The organism is Enterobacter sp. UNJFSC 003 (assembly GCF_036903355.1).
In the GTDB taxonomy this organism is placed as follows: domain Bacteria; phylum Pseudomonadota; class Gammaproteobacteria; order Enterobacterales; family Enterobacteriaceae; genus Enterobacter.
In genome coordinates, this window is record NZ_JBAKHK010000010.1 from 24837 (window position 1) to 49435 (window position 24599).

21 protein-coding genes are annotated in these 24599 nt (G+C 54.3%); 17 read left to right on the forward strand and 4 right to left on the reverse strand.

The window, feature by feature from the left end; all coding sequences use genetic code 11:
• The first annotated feature begins 3 nt into the window (after positions 1-3).
• The 5 genes from rlmD (at position 4) to eno (ending at position 7689) form a co-directional block, all read left to right on the forward strand.
• The gene (rlmD, locus tag V5P19_RS18590) at positions 4-1302 is read left to right on the forward strand and encodes a 23S rRNA (uracil(1939)-C(5))-methyltransferase RlmD (RefSeq protein ID WP_334406257.1); all 1299 of its coding nucleotides are present in this window, start codon (positions 4-6) and stop codon (positions 1300-1302) included.
• A 52-nt stretch (positions 1303-1354) separates the two neighbouring features.
• A complete protein-coding gene (gene relA, locus V5P19_RS18595; protein ID WP_334406259.1) occupies positions 1355-3586 on the forward strand; it encodes a GTP diphosphokinase in 2232 nt (743 codons plus the stop codon).
• A gap of 69 nt (positions 3587-3655) precedes the next feature.
• On the forward strand, positions 3656-4447 hold the full coding sequence (gene mazG / locus V5P19_RS18600; RefSeq protein ID WP_334406261.1) for a nucleoside triphosphate pyrophosphohydrolase: 792 nt from the start codon (positions 3656-3658) through the stop codon (positions 4445-4447).
• Positions 4448-4670: 223 nt separating this feature from the next.
• Positions 4671-6308 carry a glutamine hydrolyzing CTP synthase gene (gene pyrG, locus V5P19_RS18605; protein ID WP_334406263.1) on the forward strand — a complete coding sequence of 546 codons (1638 nt, stop codon included), beginning with the start codon at positions 4671-4673 and terminating at the stop codon, positions 6306-6308.
• 82 nt (positions 6309-6390) lie between these two features.
• Positions 6391-7689 (forward strand): phosphopyruvate hydratase, encoded by a 1299-nt coding sequence (eno, locus tag V5P19_RS18610; protein WP_119936049.1) that lies wholly within the window; start codon positions 6391-6393, stop codon positions 7687-7689.
• Between the two features lie 52 nt (positions 7690-7741).
• Here the strand turns inward: eno and V5P19_RS18615 are convergent, their stop codons facing one another.
• Positions 7742-8851, reverse strand: coding sequence for an SDR family oxidoreductase (locus V5P19_RS18615; protein ID WP_334406268.1), 1110 nt, complete (start codon positions 8849-8851; stop codon positions 7742-7744).
• 356 nt (positions 8852-9207) lie between these two features.
• Positions 9208-10032, reverse strand: a complete 825-nt coding sequence (locus tag V5P19_RS18620) for a MurR/RpiR family transcriptional regulator (RefSeq protein ID WP_334406270.1) — start codon at positions 10030-10032, stop codon at positions 9208-9210.
• A gap of 166 nt (positions 10033-10198) precedes the next feature.
• Here V5P19_RS18620 and V5P19_RS18625 point away from each other — a divergent pair, with 166 nt between their 5' ends.
• Genes V5P19_RS18625 through queE form a run of 3 tightly spaced genes read left to right on the forward strand, consistent with a single transcriptional unit; the run spans position 10199 to position 13191 of the window.
• Positions 10199-11758, forward strand: coding sequence for a maltose/glucose-specific PTS transporter subunit IIC (locus V5P19_RS18625; protein ID WP_334406272.1), 1560 nt, complete (start codon positions 10199-10201; stop codon positions 11756-11758).
• The gene (locus tag V5P19_RS18630; RefSeq protein WP_334406274.1) at positions 11758-12465 is read left to right on the forward strand and encodes an N-acetylmannosamine-6-phosphate 2-epimerase; all 708 of its coding nucleotides are present in this window, start codon (positions 11758-11760) and stop codon (positions 12463-12465) included. Before V5P19_RS18625 ends, V5P19_RS18630 begins: the two co-directional genes overlap by 1 nt.
• Before the next feature lie 54 nt (positions 12466-12519).
• On the forward strand, positions 12520-13191 hold the full coding sequence (queE, locus tag V5P19_RS18635; RefSeq protein WP_334406276.1) for a 7-carboxy-7-deazaguanine synthase QueE: 672 nt from the start codon (positions 12520-12522) through the stop codon (positions 13189-13191).
• 27 nt (positions 13192-13218) lie between these two features.
• Here queE and queD read toward each other — a convergent pair whose 3' ends face one another.
• Positions 13219-13581 (reverse strand): 6-carboxytetrahydropterin synthase QueD, encoded by a 363-nt coding sequence (gene queD / locus V5P19_RS18640; protein WP_334406278.1) that lies wholly within the window; start codon positions 13579-13581, stop codon positions 13219-13221.
• A gap of 305 nt (positions 13582-13886) precedes the next feature.
• Between queD and cysJ the strand changes: the two genes are divergently transcribed.
• The 3 genes from cysJ to cysH are packed head-to-tail and all read left to right on the forward strand — an operon-like array spanning position 13887 to position 18154.
• Positions 13887-15692, forward strand: a complete 1806-nt coding sequence (gene cysJ, locus V5P19_RS18645; protein ID WP_334406280.1) for an NADPH-dependent assimilatory sulfite reductase flavoprotein subunit — start codon at positions 13887-13889, stop codon at positions 15690-15692.
• The gene (gene cysI / locus V5P19_RS18650) at positions 15692-17404 is read left to right on the forward strand and encodes an assimilatory sulfite reductase (NADPH) hemoprotein subunit (RefSeq protein ID WP_334406282.1); all 1713 of its coding nucleotides are present in this window, start codon (positions 15692-15694) and stop codon (positions 17402-17404) included. The genes cysJ and cysI overlap by 1 nt, the downstream gene beginning before the upstream one ends.
• Before the next feature lie 15 nt (positions 17405-17419).
• On the forward strand, positions 17420-18154 hold the full coding sequence (gene cysH / locus V5P19_RS18655) for a phosphoadenosine phosphosulfate reductase (RefSeq protein WP_334406284.1): 735 nt from the start codon (positions 17420-17422) through the stop codon (positions 18152-18154).
• A 57-nt stretch (positions 18155-18211) separates the two neighbouring features.
• Here the strand turns inward: cysH and V5P19_RS18660 are convergent, their stop codons facing one another.
• On the reverse strand, positions 18212-19255 hold the full coding sequence (locus V5P19_RS18660) for an aminopeptidase (protein ID WP_334406286.1): 1044 nt from the start codon (positions 19253-19255) through the stop codon (positions 18212-18214).
• A 246-nt stretch (positions 19256-19501) separates the two neighbouring features.
• Here V5P19_RS18660 and cysG point away from each other — a divergent pair, with 246 nt between their 5' ends.
• The 6 genes from cysG (at position 19502) to ftsB (ending at position 24584) form a co-directional block, all read left to right on the forward strand.
• Entirely contained in the window at positions 19502-20851 is a 1350-nt protein-coding gene (gene cysG / locus V5P19_RS18665) for a siroheme synthase CysG (RefSeq protein WP_334406418.1), read from the forward strand.
• Between the two features lie 9 nt (positions 20852-20860).
• The gene (gene cysD, locus V5P19_RS18670) at positions 20861-21769 is read left to right on the forward strand and encodes a sulfate adenylyltransferase subunit CysD (RefSeq protein WP_334406288.1); all 909 of its coding nucleotides are present in this window, start codon (positions 20861-20863) and stop codon (positions 21767-21769) included.
• 9 nt (positions 21770-21778) lie between these two features.
• Entirely contained in the window at positions 21779-23203 is a 1425-nt protein-coding gene (gene cysN, locus V5P19_RS18675) for a sulfate adenylyltransferase subunit CysN (RefSeq protein ID WP_334406290.1), read from the forward strand.
• Complete coding sequence (cysC, locus tag V5P19_RS18680; RefSeq protein WP_182062248.1) at positions 23203-23808, forward strand: adenylyl-sulfate kinase; 606 nt, start codon at positions 23203-23205, stop codon at positions 23806-23808. The genes cysN and cysC overlap by 1 nt, the downstream gene beginning before the upstream one ends.
• A gap of 58 nt (positions 23809-23866) precedes the next feature.
• Positions 23867-24193 (forward strand): DUF3561 family protein, encoded by a 327-nt coding sequence (locus V5P19_RS18685; RefSeq protein ID WP_334406295.1) that lies wholly within the window; start codon positions 23867-23869, stop codon positions 24191-24193.
• Between the two features lie 79 nt (positions 24194-24272).
• Positions 24273-24584 (forward strand): cell division protein FtsB, encoded by a 312-nt coding sequence (gene ftsB, locus V5P19_RS18690; RefSeq protein ID WP_003862095.1) that lies wholly within the window; start codon positions 24273-24275, stop codon positions 24582-24584.
• The last annotated feature ends 15 nt before the right edge of the window (positions 24585-24599 follow it).

Genomic DNA, 24599 nt, shown 5'->3' on the forward strand with positions numbered 1-24599 from the left:
GCGATGGCGCAATTCTACTCTGCAAAGCGACGCGTGACGACGCGTCAGATCATAACTGTTGAAGCCACGGGCCTCGACCCTTTTGGGCAAGGGGTCGGGCATCACAATGGTAAGACACTGTTTATAACAGGTTTGCTGCCAACAGAACGAGCAGAAATTACCCTTACGGAAGATAAGCGCCAGTATGCACGCGGCCTGGTAAAGGGTCGGCTTAATGATAGCCCTGAACGCGTTGCGCCTCGCTGCCCGCATTTTGGGGTCTGCGGCGGCTGTCAACAACAGCATGCCAGCGTAGTTTTACAGCAAAAAAGTAAAAGCAGCGCGCTGGCACGCCAGCTCAGGCATGAGGTCAACGAAATTATTGCCGATCGGCCCTGGGGATACCGCCGACGCGCGCGCCTGAGCCTAAGCTATCAGCCAAAAACCGGGCAATTGGAAATGGGATTTCGCAAAGCGGGATCCAGCGATATCGTCACTATCAAGCAATGCCCCATTTTGGTGCCCCAGCTTGAGGCGTTGCTCCCCAGCGTGCGTACCTGTCTTGCCGGACTGGATGGCGTTCGCCACCTCGGGCATGTAGAACTGGTCCTGGCGAACAACGGCCCGCTGATGGTCCTGCGCCATACGGCGCCGCTGTCGACTAAAGACCGTGAAAAACTGGAACGCTTTTCGCATTCCCACGAGCTGGCGCTTTTCCTTGCCCCGCAAAGCGAGATACTTGAGCAACTTACGGGAGAGACGCCCTGGTATGCGTCAAACGGACTACGCTTAACGTTCAGTCCGCGGGATTTCATCCAGGTTAATGATGGCGTTAATCAGCAGATGATTGAAAAAGCGTTGTCATGGCTGGATGTACAAAAGAGTGACCGGGTGCTGGATCTGTTCTGCGGGATGGGCAATTTCACGCTGCCGCTGGCCCAAAAAGCCGCAAACGTGGTGGGGGTTGAAGGGGTTGAAGCGCTGGTGGCGAAAGGCCAAGAAAACGCGCGACAGAATGGCTTGCAAAATGTGACATTCTTTCACCAAAATCTTGAGGAAGATGTTACTCAGCAGCCCTGGGCGAAGCAGGGGTTTGACAAAATTTTGCTCGACCCGGCGCGTGCAGGCGCACCTGGCGTGATGCAGCATATTATTAAACTCGCGCCGAAGCGTGTGGTCTATGTTTCTTGTAATCCGGCGACACTTGCCCGAGATAGCGAGGCATTAGTGAGCGCGGGTTACCAGATTCAGCGTCTGGCAATGCTGGACATGTTCCCGCACACTGGGCATCTGGAATCGATGGTGTTATTCGAGCACATATAATTGAGTTTGGCTTGTCGACTTCGACAGGCCCTGGTCCCTAAAGGAGAGGACGATGGTTGCGGTAAGAAGTGCACATCTTAATAAAGCTGGTGAGTTTGACCCAAAAAAATGGATCGCAAGTCTGGGGATTTCCAGCCAGCAGTCGTGTGAACGCTTAACCGAAACCTGGGCCTATTGTCTGCGCACCACGCAGGGGCATCCTGACGCCGAATTGCTGCTGTGGCGCGGCATCGAAATGGTCGAAATCCTCTCCATGCTCAACATGGATATCGAAACGCTGCAGGCCGCGCTCCTGTTCCCCCTGGCGGATGCTGACGTGGTTTCTGAGGATGTGCTGGTTGAGAGCGTCGGCCAACCCGTTGTGGGGTTGATCCACGGCGTACGTGATATGGCGGCTATCCGCCAGCTAAAAGCTGCCCATACCGATTCCGTCTCATCTGAACAGGTCGACAACGTCCGTCGAATGCTGCTGGCCATGGTGGATGATTTCCGCTGTGTGGTCATCAAGCTTGCCGAGCGTATTGCGCACCTGCGCGAAGTGAAAGATGCGCCGGAGGATGAGCGCGTTCTGGCGGCTAAAGAGTGTACAAATATTTATGCGCCGCTGGCGAACCGCTTAGGGATAGGGCAACTGAAATGGGAGCTGGAAGATTACTGCTTCCGTTACCTGCACCCGGCGGAATATAAGCGCATTGCTAAGCTTCTGCACGAACGTCGTATTGACCGCGAACACTATATTGAAGAGTTTGTCGGCGGTTTGCGTCAGTCGATGAAAGAAGAGAATGTGCGCGCCGAAGTGTACGGTCGGCCAAAACACATCTACAGCATCTGGCGCAAAATGCAGAAGAAACATCTCGCGTTTGACGAGCTGTTTGACGTGCGCGCCGTGCGCATCGTGGCGGAGCGTCTGCAGGACTGCTATGCCGCGCTGGGGATAGTGCACACTCACTTTCGGCATCTTCCAGACGAATTCGATGACTATGTCGCGAACCCAAAACCTAACGGCTACCAGTCTATTCATACCGTCGTGCTTGGCCCTGGCGGCAAAACGGTTGAAATCCAGATCCGCACAAAACAGATGCATGAGGACGCCGAGCTGGGCGTAGCCGCGCACTGGAAATACAAAGAGGGTACCTCTGGTGGGGCGCGTTCTGGCCACGAAGACCGTATTGCCTGGCTGCGCAAGCTGATTGCGTGGCAGGAGGAGATGGCCGATTCCGGCGAAATGCTCGATGAAGTGCGCAGCCAGGTCTTCGACGACCGGGTGTACGTCTTTACCCCGAAAGGTGATGTCGTCGACCTGCCTGCCGGTTCGACGCCACTCGATTTTGCTTACCACATCCACAGTGACGTGGGGCATCGCTGCATTGGCGCGAAAATCGGCGGACGCATTGTGCCGTTCACCTATCAGCTGCAGATGGGCGACCAGATTGAAATCATCACTCAGAAACAGCCGAATCCGAGCCGCGACTGGCTGAATCCTAACCTCGGTTACGTCACGACCAGCCGCGGGCGTTCGAAAATTCACGCCTGGTTCCGCAAGCAGGATCGTGACAAAAATATCCTTGCCGGTCGTCAGATCCTTGACGATGAACTGGAACATATCGGGATAAACCTGAAAGAGGCAGAGAAATTCCTGCTGCCGCGCTACAACTTCAACGAGCTTGATGAACTGTTAGCGGCGATAGGTGGTGGTGATATCCGTCTGAATCAGATGGTGAATTTCCTGCAGGCGCAGTTCAACAAGCCAAGCGCCGCAGAGCAGGATGCGGCAGCGCTGAAGCAGCTGCAGCAGAAAACCTATGCGCCGCAACAGCGTAGCAAAGACAACGGCCGCGTGGTTGTTGAGGGCGTGGGAAATCTGATGCATCACATTGCACGCTGCTGCCAGCCGATTCCGGGGGACGATATTGTCGGCTTTATCACCCAGGGGCGGGGCATCTCGATTCACCGCTCCGACTGCGACCAGCTCGCCGAGCTGCAATCGCACGCGCCTGAGCGCATCGTTGAAGCCGTCTGGGGTGAGAGCTACTCTGCAGGCTACTCGTTGGTGGTACGCGTTACCGCCAACGACCGTAGCGGCCTGCTGCGCGATATCACCACCATTCTCGCTAACGAGAAGGTCAACGTGCTGGGTGTAGCCAGCCGCAGCGATACGCGCGAGCAGCTCGCCACCATCGATATGACCATCGAAATCTATAACCTGCAGGTGCTGGGCCGCGTGCTGGCCAAACTGAACCAGGTGCCGGATGTGATTGACGCGCGTCGTCTGCACGGCGGTTAACTGCACTTTCTTTTGTAGGCCGGGTAAGGCTTCGCCGCCACCCGGCTTTATTTTTAAATGGAAAAGACCATGACTCAAATCGACCGCCTGCTCGGCATCATGACGCGTCTTCGCGACCCCGAAAACGGCTGCCCGTGGGACAAAGAGCAGACTTTTGCCACCATCGCCCCGTATACCCTCGAAGAGACCTACGAGGTGTTGGACGCCATTTCCCGTGAGGATTTTGACGATCTGCGCGGCGAGCTGGGTGACCTGCTGTTCCAGGTTGTGTTCTATGCCCAGATGGCGCAGGAAGAGGGGCGCTTTAATTTCGACGATATTTGTGCCGCTATTAGCGACAAGCTGGAACGCCGCCACCCGCATATCTTTGGCGATGCCACCGCGGGCACTAGCGAGGAAGTGCTTACCCGTTGGGAGCAAATCAAAAGCGCCGAGCGTGCTGAAAAATCCCAGCACTCTGCGCTGGACGATATTCCGCTGAGCCTACCTGCGCTGATGCGGGCCCATAAAATTCAGAAGCGCTGTTCCACAGTGGGATTCGACTGGACATCCCTTGGCCCGGTGCTGGATAAAGTGCATGAAGAGATCGACGAAGTTATGCACGAAGCGCAGCAGGCTGTTATTGACGAAGCCAGGCTGGAAGAAGAAATGGGCGATCTGCTGTTCGCCACCGTCAACCTTTCGCGCCATTTGGGTGTAAAAGCGGAAACCGCGCTGCAAAAAGCCAACATCAAGTTTGAACGTCGTTTTCGCGAAGTGGAGCGTATTGTGGCCTCGCGAGGCCTGGAAATGACCGGTATTGACCTCGATGCGATGGAAGAAGTCTGGCAGGAAGTAAAACGCCAGGAATCTGATCTCTAACGGAATTTTGCGATCAAGCGCAATTTGTGTGATTTTTTAAATGACAAGCGCTTGATTTGCGTCAAAAACATTTACCCAAAAGGGGCTATTTTCTCACTCCTTATGTTTGTCATGACCTGGAAAGGAGACGGAGAATGAAAGTTTGTGGCGCTCGCCGTGTTCGGGTATACTACTTTCCCGTCCTGGTTATTCCATCGTTTCACCCTAACTTCTCAGGTTCAGCATGACAACGAACTATATTTTTGTGACCGGCGGGGTCGTATCCTCTCTGGGTAAAGGCATTGCCGCAGCCTCCCTCGCAGCCATTCTTGAAGCCCGTGGCCTCAATGTGACCATGATGAAACTGGATCCGTATATCAACGTCGATCCTGGCACCATGAGCCCAATCCAACACGGGGAAGTGTTCGTTACTGAAGACGGCGCTGAAACCGATCTGGATCTTGGCCACTACGAGCGTTTCATTCGCACCAAAATGACCCGTCGCAATAACTTCACGACTGGCCGTATTTACTCCGACGTTCTGCGTAAAGAGCGCCGTGGTGACTATCTGGGTGCAACTGTTCAGGTTATCCCGCACATCACTAACGCAATCAAAGAACGCATTATTGCGGGTGCCGAAGGGCACGACGTTGTGTTGGTTGAAATTGGCGGAACGGTAGGTGATATCGAATCCCTGCCATTCCTGGAAGCCATTCGTCAGTTGGCAGTAGATATTGGTCGTGAGCACGCGCTGTTCATGCACCTGACGCTGGTGCCTTACATGGCAGCCGCCGGTGAAGTCAAAACCAAGCCAACTCAGCACTCTGTGAAAGAGCTGCTCTCCATTGGTATTCAGCCTGATATCCTGGTTTGCCGTTCCGATCGCGCCGTTCCGGCGAACGAACGCGCGAAAATTGCATTGTTCTGTAACGTGCCTGAAAAAGCCGTTATTTCAATGAAAGACGTCGATTCCATTTATAAAATCCCGGGCCTGTTGAAATCACAGGGCCTGGACGATTATATTTGTAAACGATTCAGCTTGAACTGTCCGGAAGCTAACCTGTCTGAATGGGAACAGGTTATTTACGAAGAAGCCAATCCGGCAGGCGAAGTGACTATCGGTATGGTCGGCAAGTACATTGAACTGCCGGATGCCTATAAGTCCGTTATCGAAGCACTGAAACACGGCGGTCTTAAGAATCGCGTCTCCGTTAACATCAAGCTGATTGATTCGCAGGATGTTGAAACGCGTGGCGTTGAAATTCTGAAAGATTTGGATGCTATCCTTATCCCTGGTGGCTTCGGCTACCGTGGTGTAGAAGGCAAGATCGCCACCGCACGCTTTGCGCGTGAAAACAATATTCCATACCTCGGCATCTGTCTGGGTATGCAGGTTGCGCTGATCGAATTTGCGCGCAACGTAGCGGGAATGGAAAACGCGAACTCTACGGAATTTGTGCCAGACTGTAAGTACCCTGTAGTGGCGCTTATCACTGAATGGCGTGACGAAGAAGGTAACGTCGAAGTCCGTACCGAGAAGAGCGATCTGGGTGGCACTATGCGTCTTGGCGCACAGGCCTGCCAGCTGTCCGACGATAGCGTGGTACGCAAGCTGTATGGCGAGTCGACCATTACCGAGCGCCATCGTCACCGCTATGAAGTCAACAACATGTTGTTGAAACCTATTGAAGCTGCGGGTCTGCGTGTTGCGGGCCGTTCCGGGGATGATCAGTTAGTCGAGATCATTGAGGTACCTAACCATCCTTGGTTTGTTGCCTGCCAATTCCACCCGGAATTTACTTCAACGCCGCGTGATGGACATCCGCTGTTTGCCGGCTTCGTGAAAGCCGCCAGCGATTACCAGAAGCGTCAGGCGAAGTAAAAAAAGTTAGAACGGCAACGCGTACCTTTGGTACGCGTTGTTTGTCTGGAGTTTTAGTTTAACTTGTACTGAGGAAAATCTAATGTCCAAAATCGTTAAAGTCATCGGTCGTGAAATCATCGACTCCCGTGGTAACCCGACCGTTGAAGCCGAAGTTCACCTGGAAGGTGGTTTCGTTGGTATGGCAGCAGCGCCATCAGGTGCTTCTACCGGTTCCCGCGAAGCTCTGGAACTGCGCGATGGCGACAAATCCCGCTTCCTGGGCAAAGGCGTACTGAAAGCTGTTGGCGCTGTAAACGGTCCTATTGCTCAGGCAATCCTTGGCAAAGACGCCAAAGACCAGGCTGGCATCGACAAGATCATGATCGATCTGGACGGTACTGAAAACAAATCAAACTTCGGTGCGAACGCAATCCTGGCTGTTTCCCTGGCGAACGCCAAAGCAGCAGCAGCAGCTAAAGGCCAGCCACTGTTCGAGCACATCGCTGAACTGAACGGCACCCCAGGCAAATACTCCATGCCAGTACCAATGATGAACATCATCAACGGTGGCGAGCATGCAGATAACAACGTTGATATTCAGGAATTCATGATTCAGCCAGTTGGCGCGAAATCCCTGAAAGAAGCGGTACGTATGGGTTCTGAAGTGTTCCACAACCTGGCTAAAGTTCTGAAAGCTAAAGGTATGAACACTGCTGTGGGTGACGAAGGTGGCTATGCGCCAAACCTGGGTTCTAACGCAGAAGCTCTGGCTGTCATCGCTGAAGCGGTTAAAGCGGCTGGCTATGAGCTGGGCAAAGACATCACTCTGGCGATGGACTGTGCAGCATCTGAATTCTACAAAGACGGTAAATACGTTCTGGCCGGCGAAGGCAACAAAGCGTTCACCTCTGAAGAGTTCACTCACTTCCTGGAAGACCTGACCAAACAGTACCCAATCGTTTCTATCGAAGACGGTCTGGACGAGTCTGACTGGGATGGTTTTGCATACCAGACCAAAGTACTGGGCGACAAAATCCAGCTGGTTGGTGACGATCTGTTCGTAACCAACACCAAGATCCTGAAAGAAGGCATCGAGAAAGGCATCGTTAACTCCATCCTGATCAAATTCAACCAGATCGGTTCTCTGACCGAAACTCTGGCTGCGATCAAAATGGCGAAAGACGCTGGCTACACCGCTGTTATCTCTCACCGTTCTGGCGAAACAGAAGACGCTACCATTGCTGACCTGGCTGTTGGTACCGCTGCTGGCCAGATCAAAACGGGCTCTATGAGCCGTTCTGACCGTGTTGCTAAATACAACCAGCTGATTCGTATTGAAGAAGCTCTGGGCGAAAAAGCACCATACAACGGCCTGAAAGAGATCAAAGGCCAGGCGTAATGCCTAAGCCTTGAAATGAAAATGCCAGTCGAATGACTGGCATTTTTTTTGGCTATTTAAAATCGACTGCCATTTGTTCCGGAATCGTCAGTCCCTGAGTTGTTTGCACGCAACGGGCGATATAGTCCGTAAAGCGGGGCGGCTTCGGCATCCCCATGCTAAGCAGTTTGTCATTGTTAAATCGCACGTTCAGCGTGGCAAAAGCACCGTATAACCGCATCGCTTTTAGCATCAAACGTTCATTGCACGGACCAAAAATATCCTTCAGCTCGCGGCGCATTCTTACCAACGTTTCGTAACTCACCTGGGCGTATTTATCGCCAACAGGGGCTTTCTCCATTGCTTGCGCCATCGCATTATCAATATCAGCAAAGCGAACGCTATTCTCTTCTCCTGCAGAAATATGTACCACTTCTCCAGGGCGCGCATCGCTGTTAAGCAGCATCAGCAGGGCATCGGCACAATAGTCAACCGGGACGACATCAATCTTGTCTTCCATCGAACACATGAATTTTTGCAGCATCAATCCCATACTGAAAACCCAGAAAATGCTGCTTGAAGGCAAACAGCCGTGACGAGTATGGCCGACGACGATGGAAGGGCGGGCGATAAGTAGCGGCAGGTTTGGGCACTGTTGACGCATCAGTTGTTCAATCGTGGATTTCGAATACGTGTATTCCACCAGATGTTCCGCGTTCTCTCTGAATTCTGCGCTTTCTGCCACCAGTGAATCTTGCTCTGGCGTGCAGGACATTGCGGTTCCGACGTGCAGAAAACGCTGTAAGCCAGCAACGCGCGCCATGCGGTGAGCTAACGCCAGCGTGCCCTCTACGTTCACTTTCCAGATCAGAGGGTTATTACCAAATGACGCGACGGCAGCACAATTGATGACATGCGTCACCTGATCCAGACGCGGATCGTTCAGGAATTCCTCTGGCTGGCTGAGATCGCCGATGAGGATATTATCCACACTCAGGCGGGCCAGTTTATCCGCAGGAACGTTGAACTTATGCATGTTCTCTTGCACGCGCTCCAGCCCGCTTTGCGGATCGCTGGCACGCGCAAGGAAAAGGAGTTTGACGGGTTGATCGTTGATAAGGATTTTTTCAAGTACTGCTCCGCCGAGAAATCCTGTCACGCCCGTAATCAATAACATTTTCATTAATACCGTCTCATTATGATTGATGAGGCGGATTGTAGGCGCGAAAAAGTAAACGGAATTTAAATAATAAAACGCCGAAATAGACAGCGTCTTAAGCTTATTTTAAGGAAAGAAAATCGGGTGAAGATATTGGACATTACGGGAAGGGAGTAAATTCAATTTATGCGAATTTATATTTTTATCTCATTGATTTTAATCTATTTTTAGTCTCATCGTTAGCGATGGGATTATAATTCAAATTGTAATTAATAGAATACCTTGTTACATCAATCATTCACCTAATAAATGATTTTCCTCCCTTAGTTCCCATCAGACCGTGTAAACCGCAGGCTGTTTATTTAGCCTGCGAATGGTTTTCAGAGCAAAAGGGGGAGCGTCGCACTGGCTGTTTGCTGGTTAACATCACCGTAATGGTTATCCAGCGCGATCAGGGACGTGGTCAGTAATTCGACCAGCAGCATAACGCCAACCTTCGCATTGAGCGCACCTGCGCTCAGTGGCCCTTCTGGTTTGGCGGCAACCAGCTGCATATCGCTCAGGGAAGCCAACGGGCTGCGGGGCGTATTGCTGAGTGCCAAGACCTTCACGCCGCGCTTGCGGGCAAGTTTCACCACGTGAAGTAAATCTCGCGTAGAACCCGAGCTGGAGATGGCCACAACCAGGGTCTCTTTCGACAGCGTTGTCGCATTCATGGCTGCACGGTGCATATCGCTAAACAGCTGTGCGGGTTTGCCCAGCCGCAACAGCTTGTAATGCAAATATTCTCCGAGGATCGCGCTGGCTGCGACACCATAAATCTGCACGGACTGCGCCTGATGCAGCGCCAGTGCGGCTTTTTCAAGCAGCGTGCGGTCGAGGAGTCTGGCGGTGTCCTGCAAAGCCTGTACCGACTCATCCACGACGATATCAATTTCGTCCCCCGCCTCACGCGCGGGCTGACCCTGCTGAATATCCAGCGCAAGCGCCATTTTAAATTCGTTATAGCCCTTACAGCCCAGCGTGCGGCAAAGACGCGTAACGCTGGCCTCGCTGGTGTGGCTCTCGCGCGCCAGTTCCGTGATCGTCAGGTAAAGCACCCGGGCTGGATCGCTGAGGACAAACTCGCCGAGTTTTTGTTGTGTTGGGCTGTAACCGGAAGCCTCCTGGCGGAGCTTCAGCAGCAGGTTTTCATGATCCGACATGCCTGGTCCTTAACGTGTTTTTCTGCGTCTAGTGTGGCGGAAAGGGGGGGAAAGATGCCAGTCATTTTGAAAAAGTATGATCAACCTCTTGGTTTTTGGTGGTAATTTTCACTGTTAAGTATTTTTGTGGTAAAAATTTTCATCAATAAATAGGGGAATGAAAAAAATGATGCAACTATTCAGTGGGGCTTCTTCTGGGAGATGGTTTGAAAAAGCGCAGCGCTTTGGAAAATCCTTTATGTTGCCCATCGCCGTATTGCCCGCTGCGGGTTTGCTGTTGGGGATAGGCGGTGCGCTATCGAATCCCAATACCTTGACGGCCTATCCGTTTTTAGACGTGGGCTGGTTACAGGCGATTTTCACCATCATGAGCAGCGCGGGTTCAATCGTCTTTGCGAACCTCTCGGTGCTGTTTGCTGTTGGGGTCGCTGTGGGGCTGGCAAAAAGCGATAAGGGCACGGCTGGGCTGGCGGCATTACTCGCGTTTCTGGTGATGAATGCCACCATCAACGCTCTGTTGATCCTTACCGGTAAACTGGCGCACGACAACCCGGGGGCGGTGGGGCAGGGCATGACGCTGGGTATTCAAACGCTGGAAACTGGCGTGTTTGGCGGCGTGGTTATTGGGCTCGTGACCTGCGCGCTCCATCATCGGTTTAATAAAATTGCGCTGCCGCAGTTCCTCGGGTTTTTTGGCGGTTCACGCTTTGTCCCCATTATAAGCTCACTGGCGGCAATACTCGTCGGGGCAGCAATGACGGTGGTGTGGCCCCATTTCCAGAAGCTGATTTTTGGTCTGGGCGGGCTGGTGGATGCCACCGGTTATCTGGGCACACTGCTGTACGGCTTCATTTTACGCATGTTGGGCCCGTTTGGTTTGCACCACATCTTCTATCTGCCTTTCTGGACCACCGCGCTCGGCGGCAGCGAGATCGTCAACGGTCACCTGGTAGAAGGGACTCAGCGGATCTTCTTCGCCCAACTTGCCGATCCCACGACGCGTCAATTTTACGAAGGCACGTCACGCTTCATGTCCGGTCGCTTTATCACCATGATGTTTGGCCTGCTCGGTGCGTGTCTGGCGATGTATCACACGGCAAAGCCCGAGAATAAAAAGCGCGTTGCCGGGCTGCTGATCTCTGCGGCATTAACCTCGTTCCTGACGGGAATTACGGAGCCTATCGAGTTCTCCTTCCTGTTTATTGCGCCGGTGCTCTACGTTATTCATGCGGTGTTTGACGGGCTGGCATTTATGTTAGCGCACATGCTGCATATCACTATCGGGCAAACCTTCTCCGGCGGTTTTATTGACTTCGTGCTGTTCGGCATTTTGCAGGGCGAGGCCAAAACCAACTGGATGTTCGTTCCGCTGGTTGGGATTCCATGGTTCTTCCTCTACTACTTGACGTTCCGCTATCTGATTAATCGCTTTGATTTTGCCACACCGGGTCGGGAAAAAGAGGCGATGGCTAATGAAGTGACCTTCTCGCAAAGCGAACGGGCAGTGGCAGTAATCGCTGGATTAGGCGGAAAAGACAATCTGGAAGAGGTGGACTGCTGCGCCACGCGTCTTCGTGTCACGGTCAAAGACGGCAGCAAAGTGAATGAATCGGCACTAAAAGCCACCGGTGCGCGCGGCGTTATCGTACGCGGTAACGGTGTTCAGGTCATTTATGGCCCGCATGTCACGATTATCAAAAACGAAGTAGAAGAGATTTTATCGTAATGAAAACTGTACTGGATACCCTGAAGGGAAAACTGGTCGTCTCCTGTCAGGCGCTGGAAAACGAACCTTTGCACAGCCCGTTTATTATGTCACGAATGGCGCTGGCGGCGGCTCAGGGCGGGGCCGCCGCCATTCGCGCCAACAGCGTGCTGGATATCGAGGCCATTAAACAGCAAGTGTCTTTGCCTGTTATCGGCATCATCAAACGAGATTATCCCGATAGCGAAGTGTTTATCACCGCGACGATGAAAGAAGTGGATGAACTCATGGCGGTCACTCCGGAAATCATTGCCCTTGACGCGACGACCCGAAAACGCCCCGGCGATAACTCACTGGAAACACTGGTCACGCGCATTCGCTCACGTTATCCCTCGGTACTGCTGATGGCAGACATTTCCTCTGTAGAAGAGGCCGTGACGGCGCAGGCACTGGGTTTTGATTGTGTCGGGACCACGCTCTACGGCTATACAGCGGAAAGCGCGGGCCGTGCCTTGCCAGAAAATGACTGTGCGTTTCTGAAGGCGGTACTGGCTGCCGTTACGGTTCCGGTGGTTGCAGAGGGCAACGTGGATACGCCTGAGCGTGCGGCCAGGTGTCTGGCGTTGGGGGCGTATATGGTGGTTGTCGGCGGCGCGATCACCCGTCCGCAGCAAATTACTGAACGGTTTATGTCGGCGATTAGCGCGCAAAGCATCGATGGAGCATGATCCTCCGGCGGGGATCTGCGATACTTATCGTTTATCCCCTTAACTGAGATGACTATGCAGTACCCGATTAACGAGATGTTCCAGACCCTGCAAGGCGAGGGTTACTTTACCGGCGTTCCCGCTATTTTCATTCGTTTACAGGGATGCCCGGTTGGCTGTGCCTGGTGTGATACCAAACATACGTGGGATAAACTTGCAGATCGGGAAGTATCGCTGTTTAGCATTCTGGCGAAAACCAAAGAGAGCGATAAGTGGGGCGCGGGCAGTGCTGACGATCTGCTGGCTATTATTGGCCGTCAGGGCTGGACGGCGCGCCATGTGGTCATCACCGGCGGCGAGCCTTGCATTCACGATCTGGCGCCACTGACGGAGCTGCTCGAACAGAACGGCTATAGCTGCCAGATAGAAACCAGCGGCACCCATGAAGTGCGCTGTTCTCACTCGACCTGGGTGACGGTTTCACCCAAAGTGAACATGCGTGGCGGCTACGATGTCTTGTCTCAGGCGTTGGAACGTGCGGATGAGATTAAACATCCCGTGGGTCGCGTGCGTGATATCGAAGCGCTGGACGAACTGCTGGCGACGCTGACCGATGAAAAGCAGCGGGTGATTGCGCTGCAGCCGATCAGCCAGAAAGACGATGCGACGCGTCTGTGCATTGAGACCTGCATCGCTCGCAACTGGCGACTGTCAATGCAGACACACAAGTACCTTAACATCGCATAGAAAAAAGCCCGGTTAAACCGGGCTTTTTTATTCTCCGCGATATACGCAGCCTGCTGTGCAGGTCTCTTTGATCATCACCGCGCTAAGCAGTGGCACCAGCGGTTTCATCTGATCCCAAATCCATTTCGCCAGCACTTCGCTGGTCGGGTTTTCAAGCCCGGGGATATCATTCAGATAATAGTGATCCAGACGATCGTACGTAGGCTTGAAGGCGGCCTTCAGCTCGGCAAAATCCATGATCCAACCGGTATGTGGATTGACGTCACCGGTGATCTCAAGACGCACCATAAACGAGTGCCCGTGCAGGCGACCACATTTATGGCCTTCCGGGACATGCGGAAGGTGGTGGGCGGCTTCGAAGGTGAAATCTTTAAACAGTGTGGTGGACATTATCGCTCTCAGTGATGCGGAAAAAACCGCCGCATAGTACCGGAAAGCACAATTTTTATCATTAACTAAAACGGCTCTTAGGCCATAAGCAAATGAGAAGGGCTCTTTTTAAGGTTTTTGTATTTACTTATCAATAAGTTGTTTAATCGATTTTATCGCTAAGAGCGATGACTAAAACAGGTTAGTCCATTTGGTTATTTATTATTTCCATCCCTTCTTTAATTGTTATTATCCACGCCGTTAACCTTATCTGTAGTTTGGTCTTTTTGCATAAATTCCGCTTTGCTACTGGAACACAACGACGCATGACAACACAGGCCCCACCTTCAAATTTGCTCCCCCTGAATCCGGAGCAGCTGGCGCGCCTCCAGGCTGCCACCACTGATTTTTCACCTACCCAGCTTGCCTGGGTCTCCGGTTATTTCTGGGGGATGCTTAACCAACAGCCTGGCGCCGTTGCGGCTGCTCCAGCACCTGTCGCTGAGATCCCGTCCATTACGCTTATCTCTGCCTCGCAGACGGGCAATGCCCGCCGGGTGGCTGAAGCGCTGCGTGATGACCTGCTCGCGGCCAAACTGAACGTGAATCTGGTGAACGCCGGGGATTATAAATTCAAACAAATCGCGTCAGAAAAACTGCTGGTGGTTGTCGCCTCAACGCAGGGGGAAGGTGAACCTGCTGAAGAAGCCGTTGCGCTGCATAAATTCTTGTTCTCGAAAAAAGCACCAAAACTGGAAGGCACCGCCTTTGCCGTGTTCGGTCTGGGTGATACCTCCTACGAATTTTTCTGCCAGTCCGGTAAAGATTTTGACAGCAAGCTGGCGGAGCTGGGCGCGGAACGTCTGCTGGATCGCGTTGATGCCGATGTTGAGTATCAGACCGCCGCCGCAGAATGGCGCGCGCGCATTGTTGACGTTCTGAAAGCGCGCGTTCCGAAAGAGACGCCTGCGCAAGCCGCCGTCACCGCAACGGGCGCCGTGAATGATATTCATACCAGCCCGTACACCAAAGAGACGCCGCTGACGGCGAGCCTGGCGGTAAACCAAAAAATTACCGGCCGCGACTCTGAAAAAGACGTGCGCCATATCGAAATCGATCTGGGTGACTCCGGCCTACGCTATCAGCCTGGCGATGCCCTGGGTGTCTGGTATCAGAACGATCCGGCACTGGTGAAAGAGCTGGTCGAGCTGCTGTGGCTGAAGGGCGACGAGCCGGTCACCGTTGACGGTAAAACCCAGCCGCTTTCCGAGGCGCTGCAGTGGCATTTTGAGCTGACGGTGAACACCGCCAATATCGTTGAAAATTATGCCACCCTAACCCGCAGTGAATCCTTACTGCCGTTGGTTGGCGATAAGGCGAAGCTGCAACATTATGCAGCGACCACACCAATTGTCGATATGGTGCGTTTCGCTCCGGCTCAGCTGGATGCCGATGCCCTTATCGGTCTGCTGCGTCCGTTGACGCCGCGTTTGTATTCTATCGCCTCTTCGCAGGCAGAAGTCGAGAACGAAGTGCACGTCACCGTGGGCGTGGTGCGTTATGACATCGAGGGTCGCGCCCGTGCCGGTGGGGCTTCGAGCTTCCTGGCCGATCGTGTGGAAGAAGAGGGCGAAGTGCGCGTCTTTATTGAGCACAACGACAACTACCGTCTCCCGGCAAACCCGGAAACGCCCGTCATCATGATTGGTCCTGGCACCGGTATTGCACCGTTCCGTTCTTTCATGCAGCAGCGTGCGGCTGAAGAAGCACCCGGCAAAAACTGGCTGTTCTTCGGCAACCCGCACTTTACGGAAGATTTCCTCTACCAGGTTGAGTGGCAGCGCTACGTCAAAGAGGGCGTGCTTACGCGCATCGATCTGGCCTGGTCACGCGATCAAAAAGAAAAAGTATACGTACAAGATAAACTGCGCGAACAGGGCGCAGAGCTGTGGCGCTGGATTAATGACGGTGCCCACATTTATGTCTGCGGCGACGCCAATCGCATGGCGAAAGACGTTGAGCAGGCTTTGCTGGAAGTGATTGCCGAATTCGGTGGTATGGATATCGAAACGGCGGATGAATTTTTAAGTGAGCTGCGCGTAGAGCGCCGTTATCAGCGAGATGTCTACTAATGAGCGAAAAACATCCTGGCCCACTGGTGGTCGAAGGCAAACTGACTGATGCTGAACGCATGAAGGTAGAGAGCAACTACCTGCGCGGCACCATTGCCGAAGATTTGAATGACGGTCTGACCGGCGGTTTTAAAGGCGATAACTTCCTGCTGATCCGTTTCCACGGTATGTATCAGCAAGACGACCGCGATATTCGTGCTGAACGCGCTGAACAAAAGCTGGAGCCGCGCCACGCGATGCTGCTGCGCTGCCGTCTGCCGGGTGGGGTTATCACCACCAGGCAGTGGCAGGCGATCGACACGTTCGCCCATGACAACACGATTTACGGCAGCATTCGTCTGACCAACCGTCAGACCTTCCAGTTCCACGGCATTCTGAAGAAGAACGTGAAGCCGGTTCACCAGATGCTGCACTCCGTGGGCCTTGACGCGCTGGCTACCGCCAACGACATGAACCGTAACGTGCTCTGCACCTCGAACCCGTATGAGTCCGAGCTGCATGCCGAAGCCTATGAATGGGCGAAAAAGATTTCAGAGCATCTGCTACCCCGCACCCGCGCCTATGCAGAGATTTGGCTCGATCAGGAAAAAGTCGCGACCACCGACGAAGAACCCATCCTCGGTCAGACCTATCTGCCGCGTAAGTTTAAGACTACGGTCGTGATCCCGCCGCAGAACGATATCGATCTGCACGCCAACGACATGAACTTTGTGGCGATTGCCGAAAACGGCAAGCTGATCGGCTTTAACCTGCTGGTGGGCGGCGGCCTGTCCATTGAGCACGGCAATAAGAAAACCTATGCCCGTACCGCGAGCGAGTTCGGCTTCCTGCCGCTGGAGCACACGCTGGCCGTGGCGGAAGCCGTCGTGACGACCCAGCGTGACTGGGGTAACCGTACTGACCGTAAAAACGCCAAAACGAAGTACACCCTCGAACGCGTGGGCGTTGAGACGTTCAAAGAGGAAGTGGAACGTCGTGCAGGCATCAAATTTGAACCGATTCGCCCTTACGAATTTACCGGTCGCGGCGATCGTATTGGCTGGGTCAAAGGCATCGACAATAAATGGCACCTGACGCTGTTTATCGAAAACGGCCGCATCCTCGACTACCCGGGCCGTCCGTTGAAAACCGGTCTGCTGGAAATTGCTAAGATTCATAAAGGCGAGTTCCGCATTACCGCCAACCAGAACCTGATTGTTGCCGGTGTCCCGGAAAACCAGAAGGCGAAAATTGAAAAACTGGCGCGCGATCACGGGTTGATGAACGCGGTGAAGCCGCAGCGCGAAAACTCAATGGCCTGCGTGTCGTTCCCGACCTGCCCGCTGGCGATGGCGGAAGCCGAACGTTTCCTGCCATCGTTTACCGATAAGGTCGAAGCGATTCTGGAAAAACATGGCATCCCTGACGAGCATATCGTGATGCGCGTCACCGGCTGCCCGAACGGCTGCGGTCGTGCGATGCTGGCCGAGCTGGGCCTGGTGGGTAAAGCGCCAGGTCGCTACAACGTACACCTCGGCGGTAACCGTATGGGGACGCGTATTCCGCGGATGTATCGCGAAAATATCACGGAACCGGAAATTCTCGATTCCATTGACGAGCTAGTCGGGCGCTGGGCGAAAGAGCGCGAAGTGGGTGAAGGCTTCGGCGACTTTACGGTGCGTGCGGGCATCATTCGCCCGGTGCTCGATCCCGCAAGGGATTTCTGGGAGTAACCACGAGAGGTAATTATGTCCGTACTCGATCTTAACGGCCTTAACGCGCTGCCAAAAGTTGAACGCATTCTGGCGCTGGCAGAAACCAACGCCCAACTGGAAAAGCTGGACGCCGAAGGGCGCGTGGCGTGGGCGTTGGAAAACCTGCCGGGGGACTATGTGCTCTCGTCGAGTTTTGGTATTCAGGCGGCGGTCAGTTTGCATCTGGTGAACCAGATCCGTCCTGACATTCCGGTGATCCTCACCGATACCGGCTACCTGTTTCCGGAAACCTACCAGTTTATCGATGAGCTGACGGACAAGCTCAAGCTGAACCTGAAAGTCTATCGCGCGGAGCAGAGCGCGGCCTGGCAGGAGGCACGCTACGGCAAGCTGTGGGAACAGGGGGTTGAGGGTATTGAGAAATACAATGAGATCAACAAAGTCGAGCCGATGAACCGCGCGCTGAAAACGCTGAACGCCCAGACCTGGTTTGCGGGCCTGCGTCGCGAGCAGTCCGGCAGCCGGGCTTCGCTGCCCGTGCTGGCGATACAGCGCGGCGTATTCAAAGTGCTGCCGATTATCGACTGGGACAACCGTACCGTTTACCAGTATCTGCAAAAACACGGGCTGAAGTACCATCCGCTGTGGGATCAGGGCTATTTGTCGGTCGGCGATACCCACACTACGCGCAAATGGGAACCAGGAATGGCGGAAGAAGAGACGCGGTTCTTTGGCCTGAAGCGCGAGTGCGGGTTGCACGAAGGATGATCCTATCTCCTCCCTCTCCCACCGGGAGAGGGCTGGGGTGAGGGGAAAATTATCGAACTAAGCTTTCCCCGCTTTCGCCAGCTCCTTCACCAGCGGCAGCATCACTTTCACGACATCGCGGCTACGGTGCTCAATCCGCTGCGGCAGTGCGCTATCAATGTGCTGTTGATTATCCAGCCTGACGTCATGCCAGCTTGTCCCATCCGGGAAGGCTTTTGATTTGGCGCGTTGCTGATAACCATCCTTCTTACCCAGCGTCCAGTTTGTGGCTTCGACGTACAGCACCGGAATGCCCGCTTTATCGAACACTTCCCCGTCGTTACAGCATCCTGTCCCTTTTGGATAATCCGGATTTCCGCCAGGATTGGTGGTGGCGTAAACCCCGTGACTGCGGGCAATAGCCAGCGCACGGTCGCGCGTAAGCTTACGCACGCTGCTCGGGGTGCTCTGTCCGCTATTAAAATAGAGTTTATCGCCCACGATCAGGTTATCGAGGTTAATGACCAAAAGCGTATTTTTCTTCTCTTCGGCGCTCATGCGCTTAAGGAGATTCTCAGCGCCGAGTTTCCCTTCCTCTTCCCCGCTGGTCGCCACAAAACGAATACCGTATTTCGTTGGAATATTCTTCATGCGCGCGGCCAGTTCGAGCATCACGCCCACACCCGCCGCGTTATCGTCCAGTCCCTGCAGCGTAAGCCCACCGAGGTTATTATCGGTATCGGCATCGCTCATCGGGGCGAAGGTATCCAGGTGGGCCATGATAATGATCTGCTCAGCCGCTTTGCCTTCGTGCGCAGCAATCACCGTACTGCCGGTCACGTTATGCCAATTTTTCGTCTTGTTGCGTGAGGTATAGATATAGCGGCTGTGGAATGAGCGGATATCGCTCTGGTAGCCCATCTCCGAAAACTGCTGGCGAACGTAGTCAGCAGAAAGCATCTCGGCGGGGGTACCTGTCATGCGTCCCGGGAAGACCGTCGCAATATGCCGCGCCTGCATATTCGCGATTTCACCATAAGGTTGATTTTTTGCCTGAGCCGGAAGAATAAAGCAAACGCCGAGCGCCAGGGCAGCGATACGGTGGCGCATTGCGGAAAACATAATGAGTCCTTAAAAACAGAGCAAATTTTTAACCCGCTTAGTATGAAACTGTGATCGTGCTTACACAATTTGAATTGCTCTTAAATGCCCGAAATTTCGCGCGTTAAGCACTTTTTGATATTTGCATTTCCAGGGCGTTATTCCATTGAGTAACTACTCATTCCAATTCGTAATTTCATTCGCTCTAAGTCGCCCCCTATAGTCCCATTATTCCTGGTTGTAAGTGAGTTGTTGCTTGTGGACTATCTGCCCCTGTTTGCTGCGATTAAAGAGAGACCCGTGCTGGTTGTCGGTACGGGGGAGATTGCCGATCGCAAAATTGCATTCCTGCATCGGGCAGGCGCGAAGGTTCAGGTCGTCAGTGAGGCCGATTTCACGGAGTCGCAAATCGACAACGTGGTGCTGGTCATTGCCGCAACGGAAAACCCAGAACTCAACCGCCGGGTTTCAGACGCGGCGCAGGCCCGCCACCGTCTGGTGAACGTGGTGGATGACCAGCCCTTATGTTCGTTTATCTTTCCGTCGATAGTCGACCGCTCGCCGCTGCTGGTGGCGATCTCGTCCGGCGGTACTGCGCCAGTGCTGGCGCGCGTGCTGCGAGAGAAAATCGAAGCGCTGCTGCCCACCAGCCTCGGGCGCATGGCCGAGAAAGCCAGCTATTGGCGCAATCACCTGAAAACGCGCCTGACCAGCGTCACGGAACGCCGTCGCTTTTGGGAGCGCGTGTTTCGCGGCCGTTTCGCTAGCCTGATGCATGCCGGCAACGAGATGGCGGCGCAGAAGATCCTGGAAGACGAACTGGATAACCCGGGCAGTACCCGCGGGGAAATAATTCTCGTCGGCGCAGGGCCTGGTGATGCCGGTTTGCTGACGCTGCGTGGCCTTCAGGTTCTTCAGGATGCTGACGTGGTGTTTTATGACCATCTGGTCACAGACGGCGTGCGCGAGCTGATCCGTCGCGACGCGGAACAGATCTGCGTGGGCAAGCGGGCGGGCGAGCACTCTGTGCCGCAGCACGACACTAATCAAATGCTGATTGCCGCAGCGAAAAAAGGCAAAACCGTGGTGCGATTAAAGGGGGGCGATCCGTTCATCTTTGGTCGTGGAGGTGAAGAACTCCAGGCCGCTGCTGAGGCTGGCGTGCCGTTCCAGGTGGTTCCAGGAATCACGGCGGCGTCTGCGGTAACGGCTTACGCCGGCATTCCGCTCACCCATCGGGATTACGCCCAGAGCGTGACCTTTGTGACCGGCCACTATAAAGCCGACAGCACGCCGTTTGACTGGTCGCATCTTGCTCAGAGCCGGCAGACGCTTGCCATCTATATGGGCACGATGAAGGCGGCAGATATCAGCGAACAGCTTATTCAACACGGTCGCGATGCGGCTACGCCGGTTGCCGTGATTTCACGCGGTACGCGCGTCGATCAGCACGTTGCAATTGGCGCACTTCAAGACCTTGCAAACCTGGCGAAAGATGCGCCAATGCCCGCCCTGATTGTGGTGGGTGAAGTGGTGCAGCTGCACAGCACGCTCGCCTGGTTTCAACACACAACCGATACAGAAGGCTTTGGTTCTTCTGTTGTAAATTTGGCTTAAGGAACGGTTATGGACCAAAAACGACTCACTCACCTGCGGCAGCTCGAAGCGGAAAGTATCCATATTATCCGCGAAGTGGCTGCCGAGTTCTCTAACCCGGTGATGATGTACTCCATCGGCAAAGATTCCAGCGTGATGCTGCATCTGGCGCGTAAAGCGTTTTACCCTGGTACGCTGCCGTTCCCGCTGCTGCACGTAGATACCGGCTGGAAATTCCGTGAGATGTATGAATTCCGCGACCGTACCGCAAAAGCCTACGGCTGCGAACTGCTGGTGCATAAAAACCCGGAAGGGGTGGCGATGGGGATTAACCCGTTCGTGCATGGCAGCGCTAAACACACCGACATCATGAAAACCGAAGGGCTGAAGCAGGCACTGAACAAATACGGTTTTGACGCAGCGTTCGGCGGCGCACGCCGTGACGAAGAGAAATCGCGAGCGAAAGAGCGTATCTACTCGTTCCGCGACCGCTTCCACCGCTGGGACCCAAAAAACCAGCGTCCTGAACTGTGGCACAACTACAACGGCCAGATTAACAAAGGCGAAAGCATTCGCGTCTTCCCGCTCTCCAACTGGACCGAACTGGATATCTGGCAGTACATCTATCTGGAAAATATCGAGATCGTTCCGCTGTATCTTGCGGCTGAACGTCCGGTTCTGGAGCGCGACGGCATGCTGATGATGATCGACGACGATCGCATCGACCTGCAGCCGGGTGAAGCGATCAAAACGCAGATGGTGCGCTTCCGTACACTCGGCTGCTGGCCGCTAACGGGCGCGGTGGAATCCAGCGCGCAGACGTTGCCGGAGATCATCGAAGAGATGCTGGTGTCGACCACCAGTGAGCGACAGGGTCGCATGATTGACCGCGACCAGGCAGGCTCCATGGAGCTGAAGAAACGTCAGGGTTATTTCTAAGGAGCCGCCATGAACACCACTATTGCCCAACAAATTGCCGATGAAGGTGGGGTTGAAGCCTACCTGCACGCCCAGCAGCACAAAAGCCTGCTGCGTTTTCTGACCTGCGGCAGCGTTGATGACGGGAAAAGCACCCTGATCGGTCGTCTGCTGCACGACACGCGCCAGATCTACGAAGATCAGCTCTCTTCCCTGCACAATGACAGCAAGCGTCACGGTACACAGGGCGAAAAGCTCGACCTCGCGCTGTTGGTGGATGGCCTGCAGGCGGAGCGCGAGCAGGGCATCACCATTGATGTGGCCTATCGCTATTTCTCTACCGAGAAGCGCAAATTTATCATTGCCGATACCCCAGGGCACGAGCAGTACACGCGTAATATGGCGACCGGTGCCTCGACCTGTGAGTTAGCCATTCTGCTGATGGACGCCCGCAAAGGCGTGCTGGATCAGACCCGTCGTCACAGCTTTATCTCCACGCTGCTGGGGATCAAACACCTGGTGGTGGCGGTGAATAAAATGGATCTCGTGAACTACAGCGAAGCGACATTTGAAGAGATCCGCCAGAGCTACCTGACCTTTGCCGAGCAGTTGCCGGGTAACCTGGATATTCGCTTTGTGCCACTTTCCGCGCTGGAAGGCGATAACGTGGTAACCCAGAGCGCCAACATGCCGTGGTACAGCGGCCCGACGCTGCTGGAAGTGCTGGAAACCGTCGACATTCAGCGCGTGGTCGACAGCCAGCCGATGCGCTTCCCGGTACAGTACGTTAACCGTCCGAACCTCGATTTCCGCGGCTTTTCCGGCACGCTCGCGTCCGGCCTGGTCAGCGTGGGTCAGCGCGTCAAGGTGCTGCCGTCTGGCGTGGAGTCAACCATAGCCCGTATCGTCACGTTCGATGGTGACCTGCAGGACGCCGGCGCAGGTGAAGCAATCACCCTGGTGCTGAAAGATGAGATTGATATCAGCCGGGGCGACCTGCTGGTGGAGGCAAATGAAACGCTGGCGGCGGTGCAGGGGGCAGCGGTGGATGTGGTGTGGATGGCCGAGCAGCCGCTGACCGCAGGCCAGAGCTACGACATTAAAATTGCGGGTAAGAAAACGCGCGCGCGCGTGGATGGCGTCCAGTTTCAGGTCGACATTAACAACCTGACCCAGCGTCAGGTTGATGAGCTGCCGCTGAACGGCATCGGCCTGGTGGATCTGACCTTCGACGAGCCGCTGGTCCTGGATCAGTATCAGCAAAACCCGGTTACGGGCGGCCTGATCTTTATCGACAGGCTGACGAACGTCACGGTGGGGGCTGGAATGGTGCGTGAACCTAACGAACAGGCCGCGGTGGTCTCTGAATTCAGCGCCTTTGAGCTGGAGCTGAACGCGCTGGTGCGTAAGCACTTCCCGCACTGGGGCGCGCGCGATCTGCTGGGAGGCAAGTAATGGCTGCCCATGATGAGAACGTCGTCTGGCATCCTCATCCGGTCACCGTCGCTCAGCGCGAGCAACTCCACGGTCACCGTGGGGTTGTGCTGTGGTTTACCGGGCTATCGGGCTCCGGTAAATCCACGGTCGCAGGGGCCCTGGAAGAGGCACTGCATCAGCAGGGCGTGAGTACCTACCTGCTGGATGGTGACAACGTGCGTCACGGCCTGTGCAGTGATTTAGGATTCAGCGATGACGATCGCAAAGAAAATATTCGCCGGGTTGGCGAGGTCGCCAGCCTGATGGCGGATGCCGGGCTGGTGGTGCTAACCGCGTTTATCTCACCTCACCGCGCGGAGCGCCAGATGGTGCGTGAACGCGTCGGTCACGACCGCTTTATAGAAGTGTTTGTCGATACGCCGCTGGAGATTTGCGAAGCACGCGATCCCAAAGGTCTGTATAAAAAAGCACGCGCGGGTGAACTGCGGAATTTCACCGGAATTGACTCGGTATACGAAGCGCCTGAATCCCCTGAGATTCACCTGGAAGGTCAACAATTGGTAACAAATTTAGTGAGCCAATTATTAGACCTGCTCAGACGGGACGATATTATCAGATCCTGAGACGGTATCGTTCGGGAGCTGTCCTCCCAAGCGATGAGTCACGGTCACAGGATTAGCTATGCGCAACAGTGAAAACTACATCATTACCACCAGGTCGGATCCGATAACCACCGACGACGAGACGACCTGGTCATTTCCTGGGGCCATCGTCGGCTTCGTCTCGTGGCTGCTGGCGCTGGGTATTCCTTTTCTCCTTTACGGCGGCAATACGCTGTTCTTCTTTCTCTACACATGGCCTTTCTTCCTGGCGTTGATGCCTGTTGCCGTTGTGGTGGGTATTGCGCTGCACTCCCTTTTTAATGGCCAGCTCCTGTATAGTACGGTTATCACTATCGCCACCGTGGTGGTCATTTTTGGTCTGCTGTTTTTATGGCTGATGGGTTAACGTGCGACATAATTAAAACCCCAGAGTAGAGTCGAACGGAAAGTTATGGGATGATGATGCCGTTTTTTCAGGGGGCAGGATGGGTAAACTAACGCTGCTGTTGCTGGCTTTGCTGGTCTGGCTACAATATTCGCTGTGGTTCGGTAAGAACGGGCTGCACGACTATAGCCGGGTGAGCGATGACGTCGCGGCTCAGCAGGCAACAAATGCCAAACTTAAGGCGCGAAACGATCAACTCTTTGCTGAAATTGATGACCTCAATGGCGGGCAAGAGGCGATTGAGGAACGCGCACGCAATGAACTCAGTATGACTAAGCCGGGCGAAACCTTTTATCGTCTGGTTCCGGATGCGTCTAAACGCAATCAGGGCTCAGCACAAAACAATCGATAATCAGCCCAGGATTAC

Excerpts from the sequence above, each read along its gene's own strand:
- rlmD (WP_334406257.1), top strand. The coding sequence starts at position 4 with ATGGCGCAATTCTACTCTGCAAAGCGACGCGTGACGACGCGTCAGATC.
- queE (WP_334406276.1), top strand. The coding sequence starts at position 12,520 with ATGCAGTACCCGATTAACGAGATGTTCCAGACCCTGCAAGGCGAGGGT.
- V5P19_RS18685 (WP_334406295.1), top strand. The coding sequence starts at position 23,867 with ATGCGCAACAGTGAAAACTACATCATTACCACCAGGTCGGATCCGATA.
- cysC (WP_182062248.1), top strand. The coding sequence starts at position 23,203 with ATGGCTGCCCATGATGAGAACGTCGTCTGGCATCCTCATCCGGTCACC.
- V5P19_RS18630 (WP_334406274.1), top strand. The coding sequence starts at position 11,758 with ATGAAAACTGTACTGGATACCCTGAAGGGAAAACTGGTCGTCTCCTGT.
- relA (WP_334406259.1), top strand. The coding sequence starts at position 1,355 with ATGGTTGCGGTAAGAAGTGCACATCTTAATAAAGCTGGTGAGTTTGAC.
- V5P19_RS18620 (WP_334406270.1), bottom strand. The coding sequence starts at position 10,032 with ATGTCGGATCATGAAAACCTGCTGCTGAAGCTCCGCCAGGAGGCTTCC.
- cysJ (WP_334406280.1), top strand. The coding sequence starts at position 13,887 with ATGACAACACAGGCCCCACCTTCAAATTTGCTCCCCCTGAATCCGGAG.
- cysN (WP_334406290.1), top strand. The coding sequence starts at position 21,779 with ATGAACACCACTATTGCCCAACAAATTGCCGATGAAGGTGGGGTTGAA.
- pyrG (WP_334406263.1), top strand. The coding sequence starts at position 4,671 with ATGACAACGAACTATATTTTTGTGACCGGCGGGGTCGTATCCTCTCTG.
- cysI (WP_334406282.1), top strand. The coding sequence starts at position 15,692 with ATGAGCGAAAAACATCCTGGCCCACTGGTGGTCGAAGGCAAACTGACT.
- cysH (WP_334406284.1), top strand. The coding sequence starts at position 17,420 with ATGTCCGTACTCGATCTTAACGGCCTTAACGCGCTGCCAAAAGTTGAA.
- eno (WP_119936049.1), top strand. The coding sequence starts at position 6,391 with ATGTCCAAAATCGTTAAAGTCATCGGTCGTGAAATCATCGACTCCCGT.
- V5P19_RS18625 (WP_334406272.1), top strand. The coding sequence starts at position 10,199 with ATGATGCAACTATTCAGTGGGGCTTCTTCTGGGAGATGGTTTGAAAAA.
- mazG (WP_334406261.1), top strand. The coding sequence starts at position 3,656 with ATGACTCAAATCGACCGCCTGCTCGGCATCATGACGCGTCTTCGCGAC.
- queD (WP_334406278.1), bottom strand. The coding sequence starts at position 13,581 with ATGTCCACCACACTGTTTAAAGATTTCACCTTCGAAGCCGCCCACCAC.
- ftsB (WP_003862095.1), top strand. The coding sequence starts at position 24,273 with ATGGGTAAACTAACGCTGCTGTTGCTGGCTTTGCTGGTCTGGCTACAA.
- V5P19_RS18660 (WP_334406286.1), bottom strand. The coding sequence starts at position 19,255 with ATGTTTTCCGCAATGCGCCACCGTATCGCTGCCCTGGCGCTCGGCGTT.
- V5P19_RS18615 (WP_334406268.1), bottom strand. The coding sequence starts at position 8,851 with ATGAAAATGTTATTGATTACGGGCGTGACAGGATTTCTCGGCGGAGCA.
- cysD (WP_334406288.1), top strand. The coding sequence starts at position 20,861 with ATGGACCAAAAACGACTCACTCACCTGCGGCAGCTCGAAGCGGAAAGT.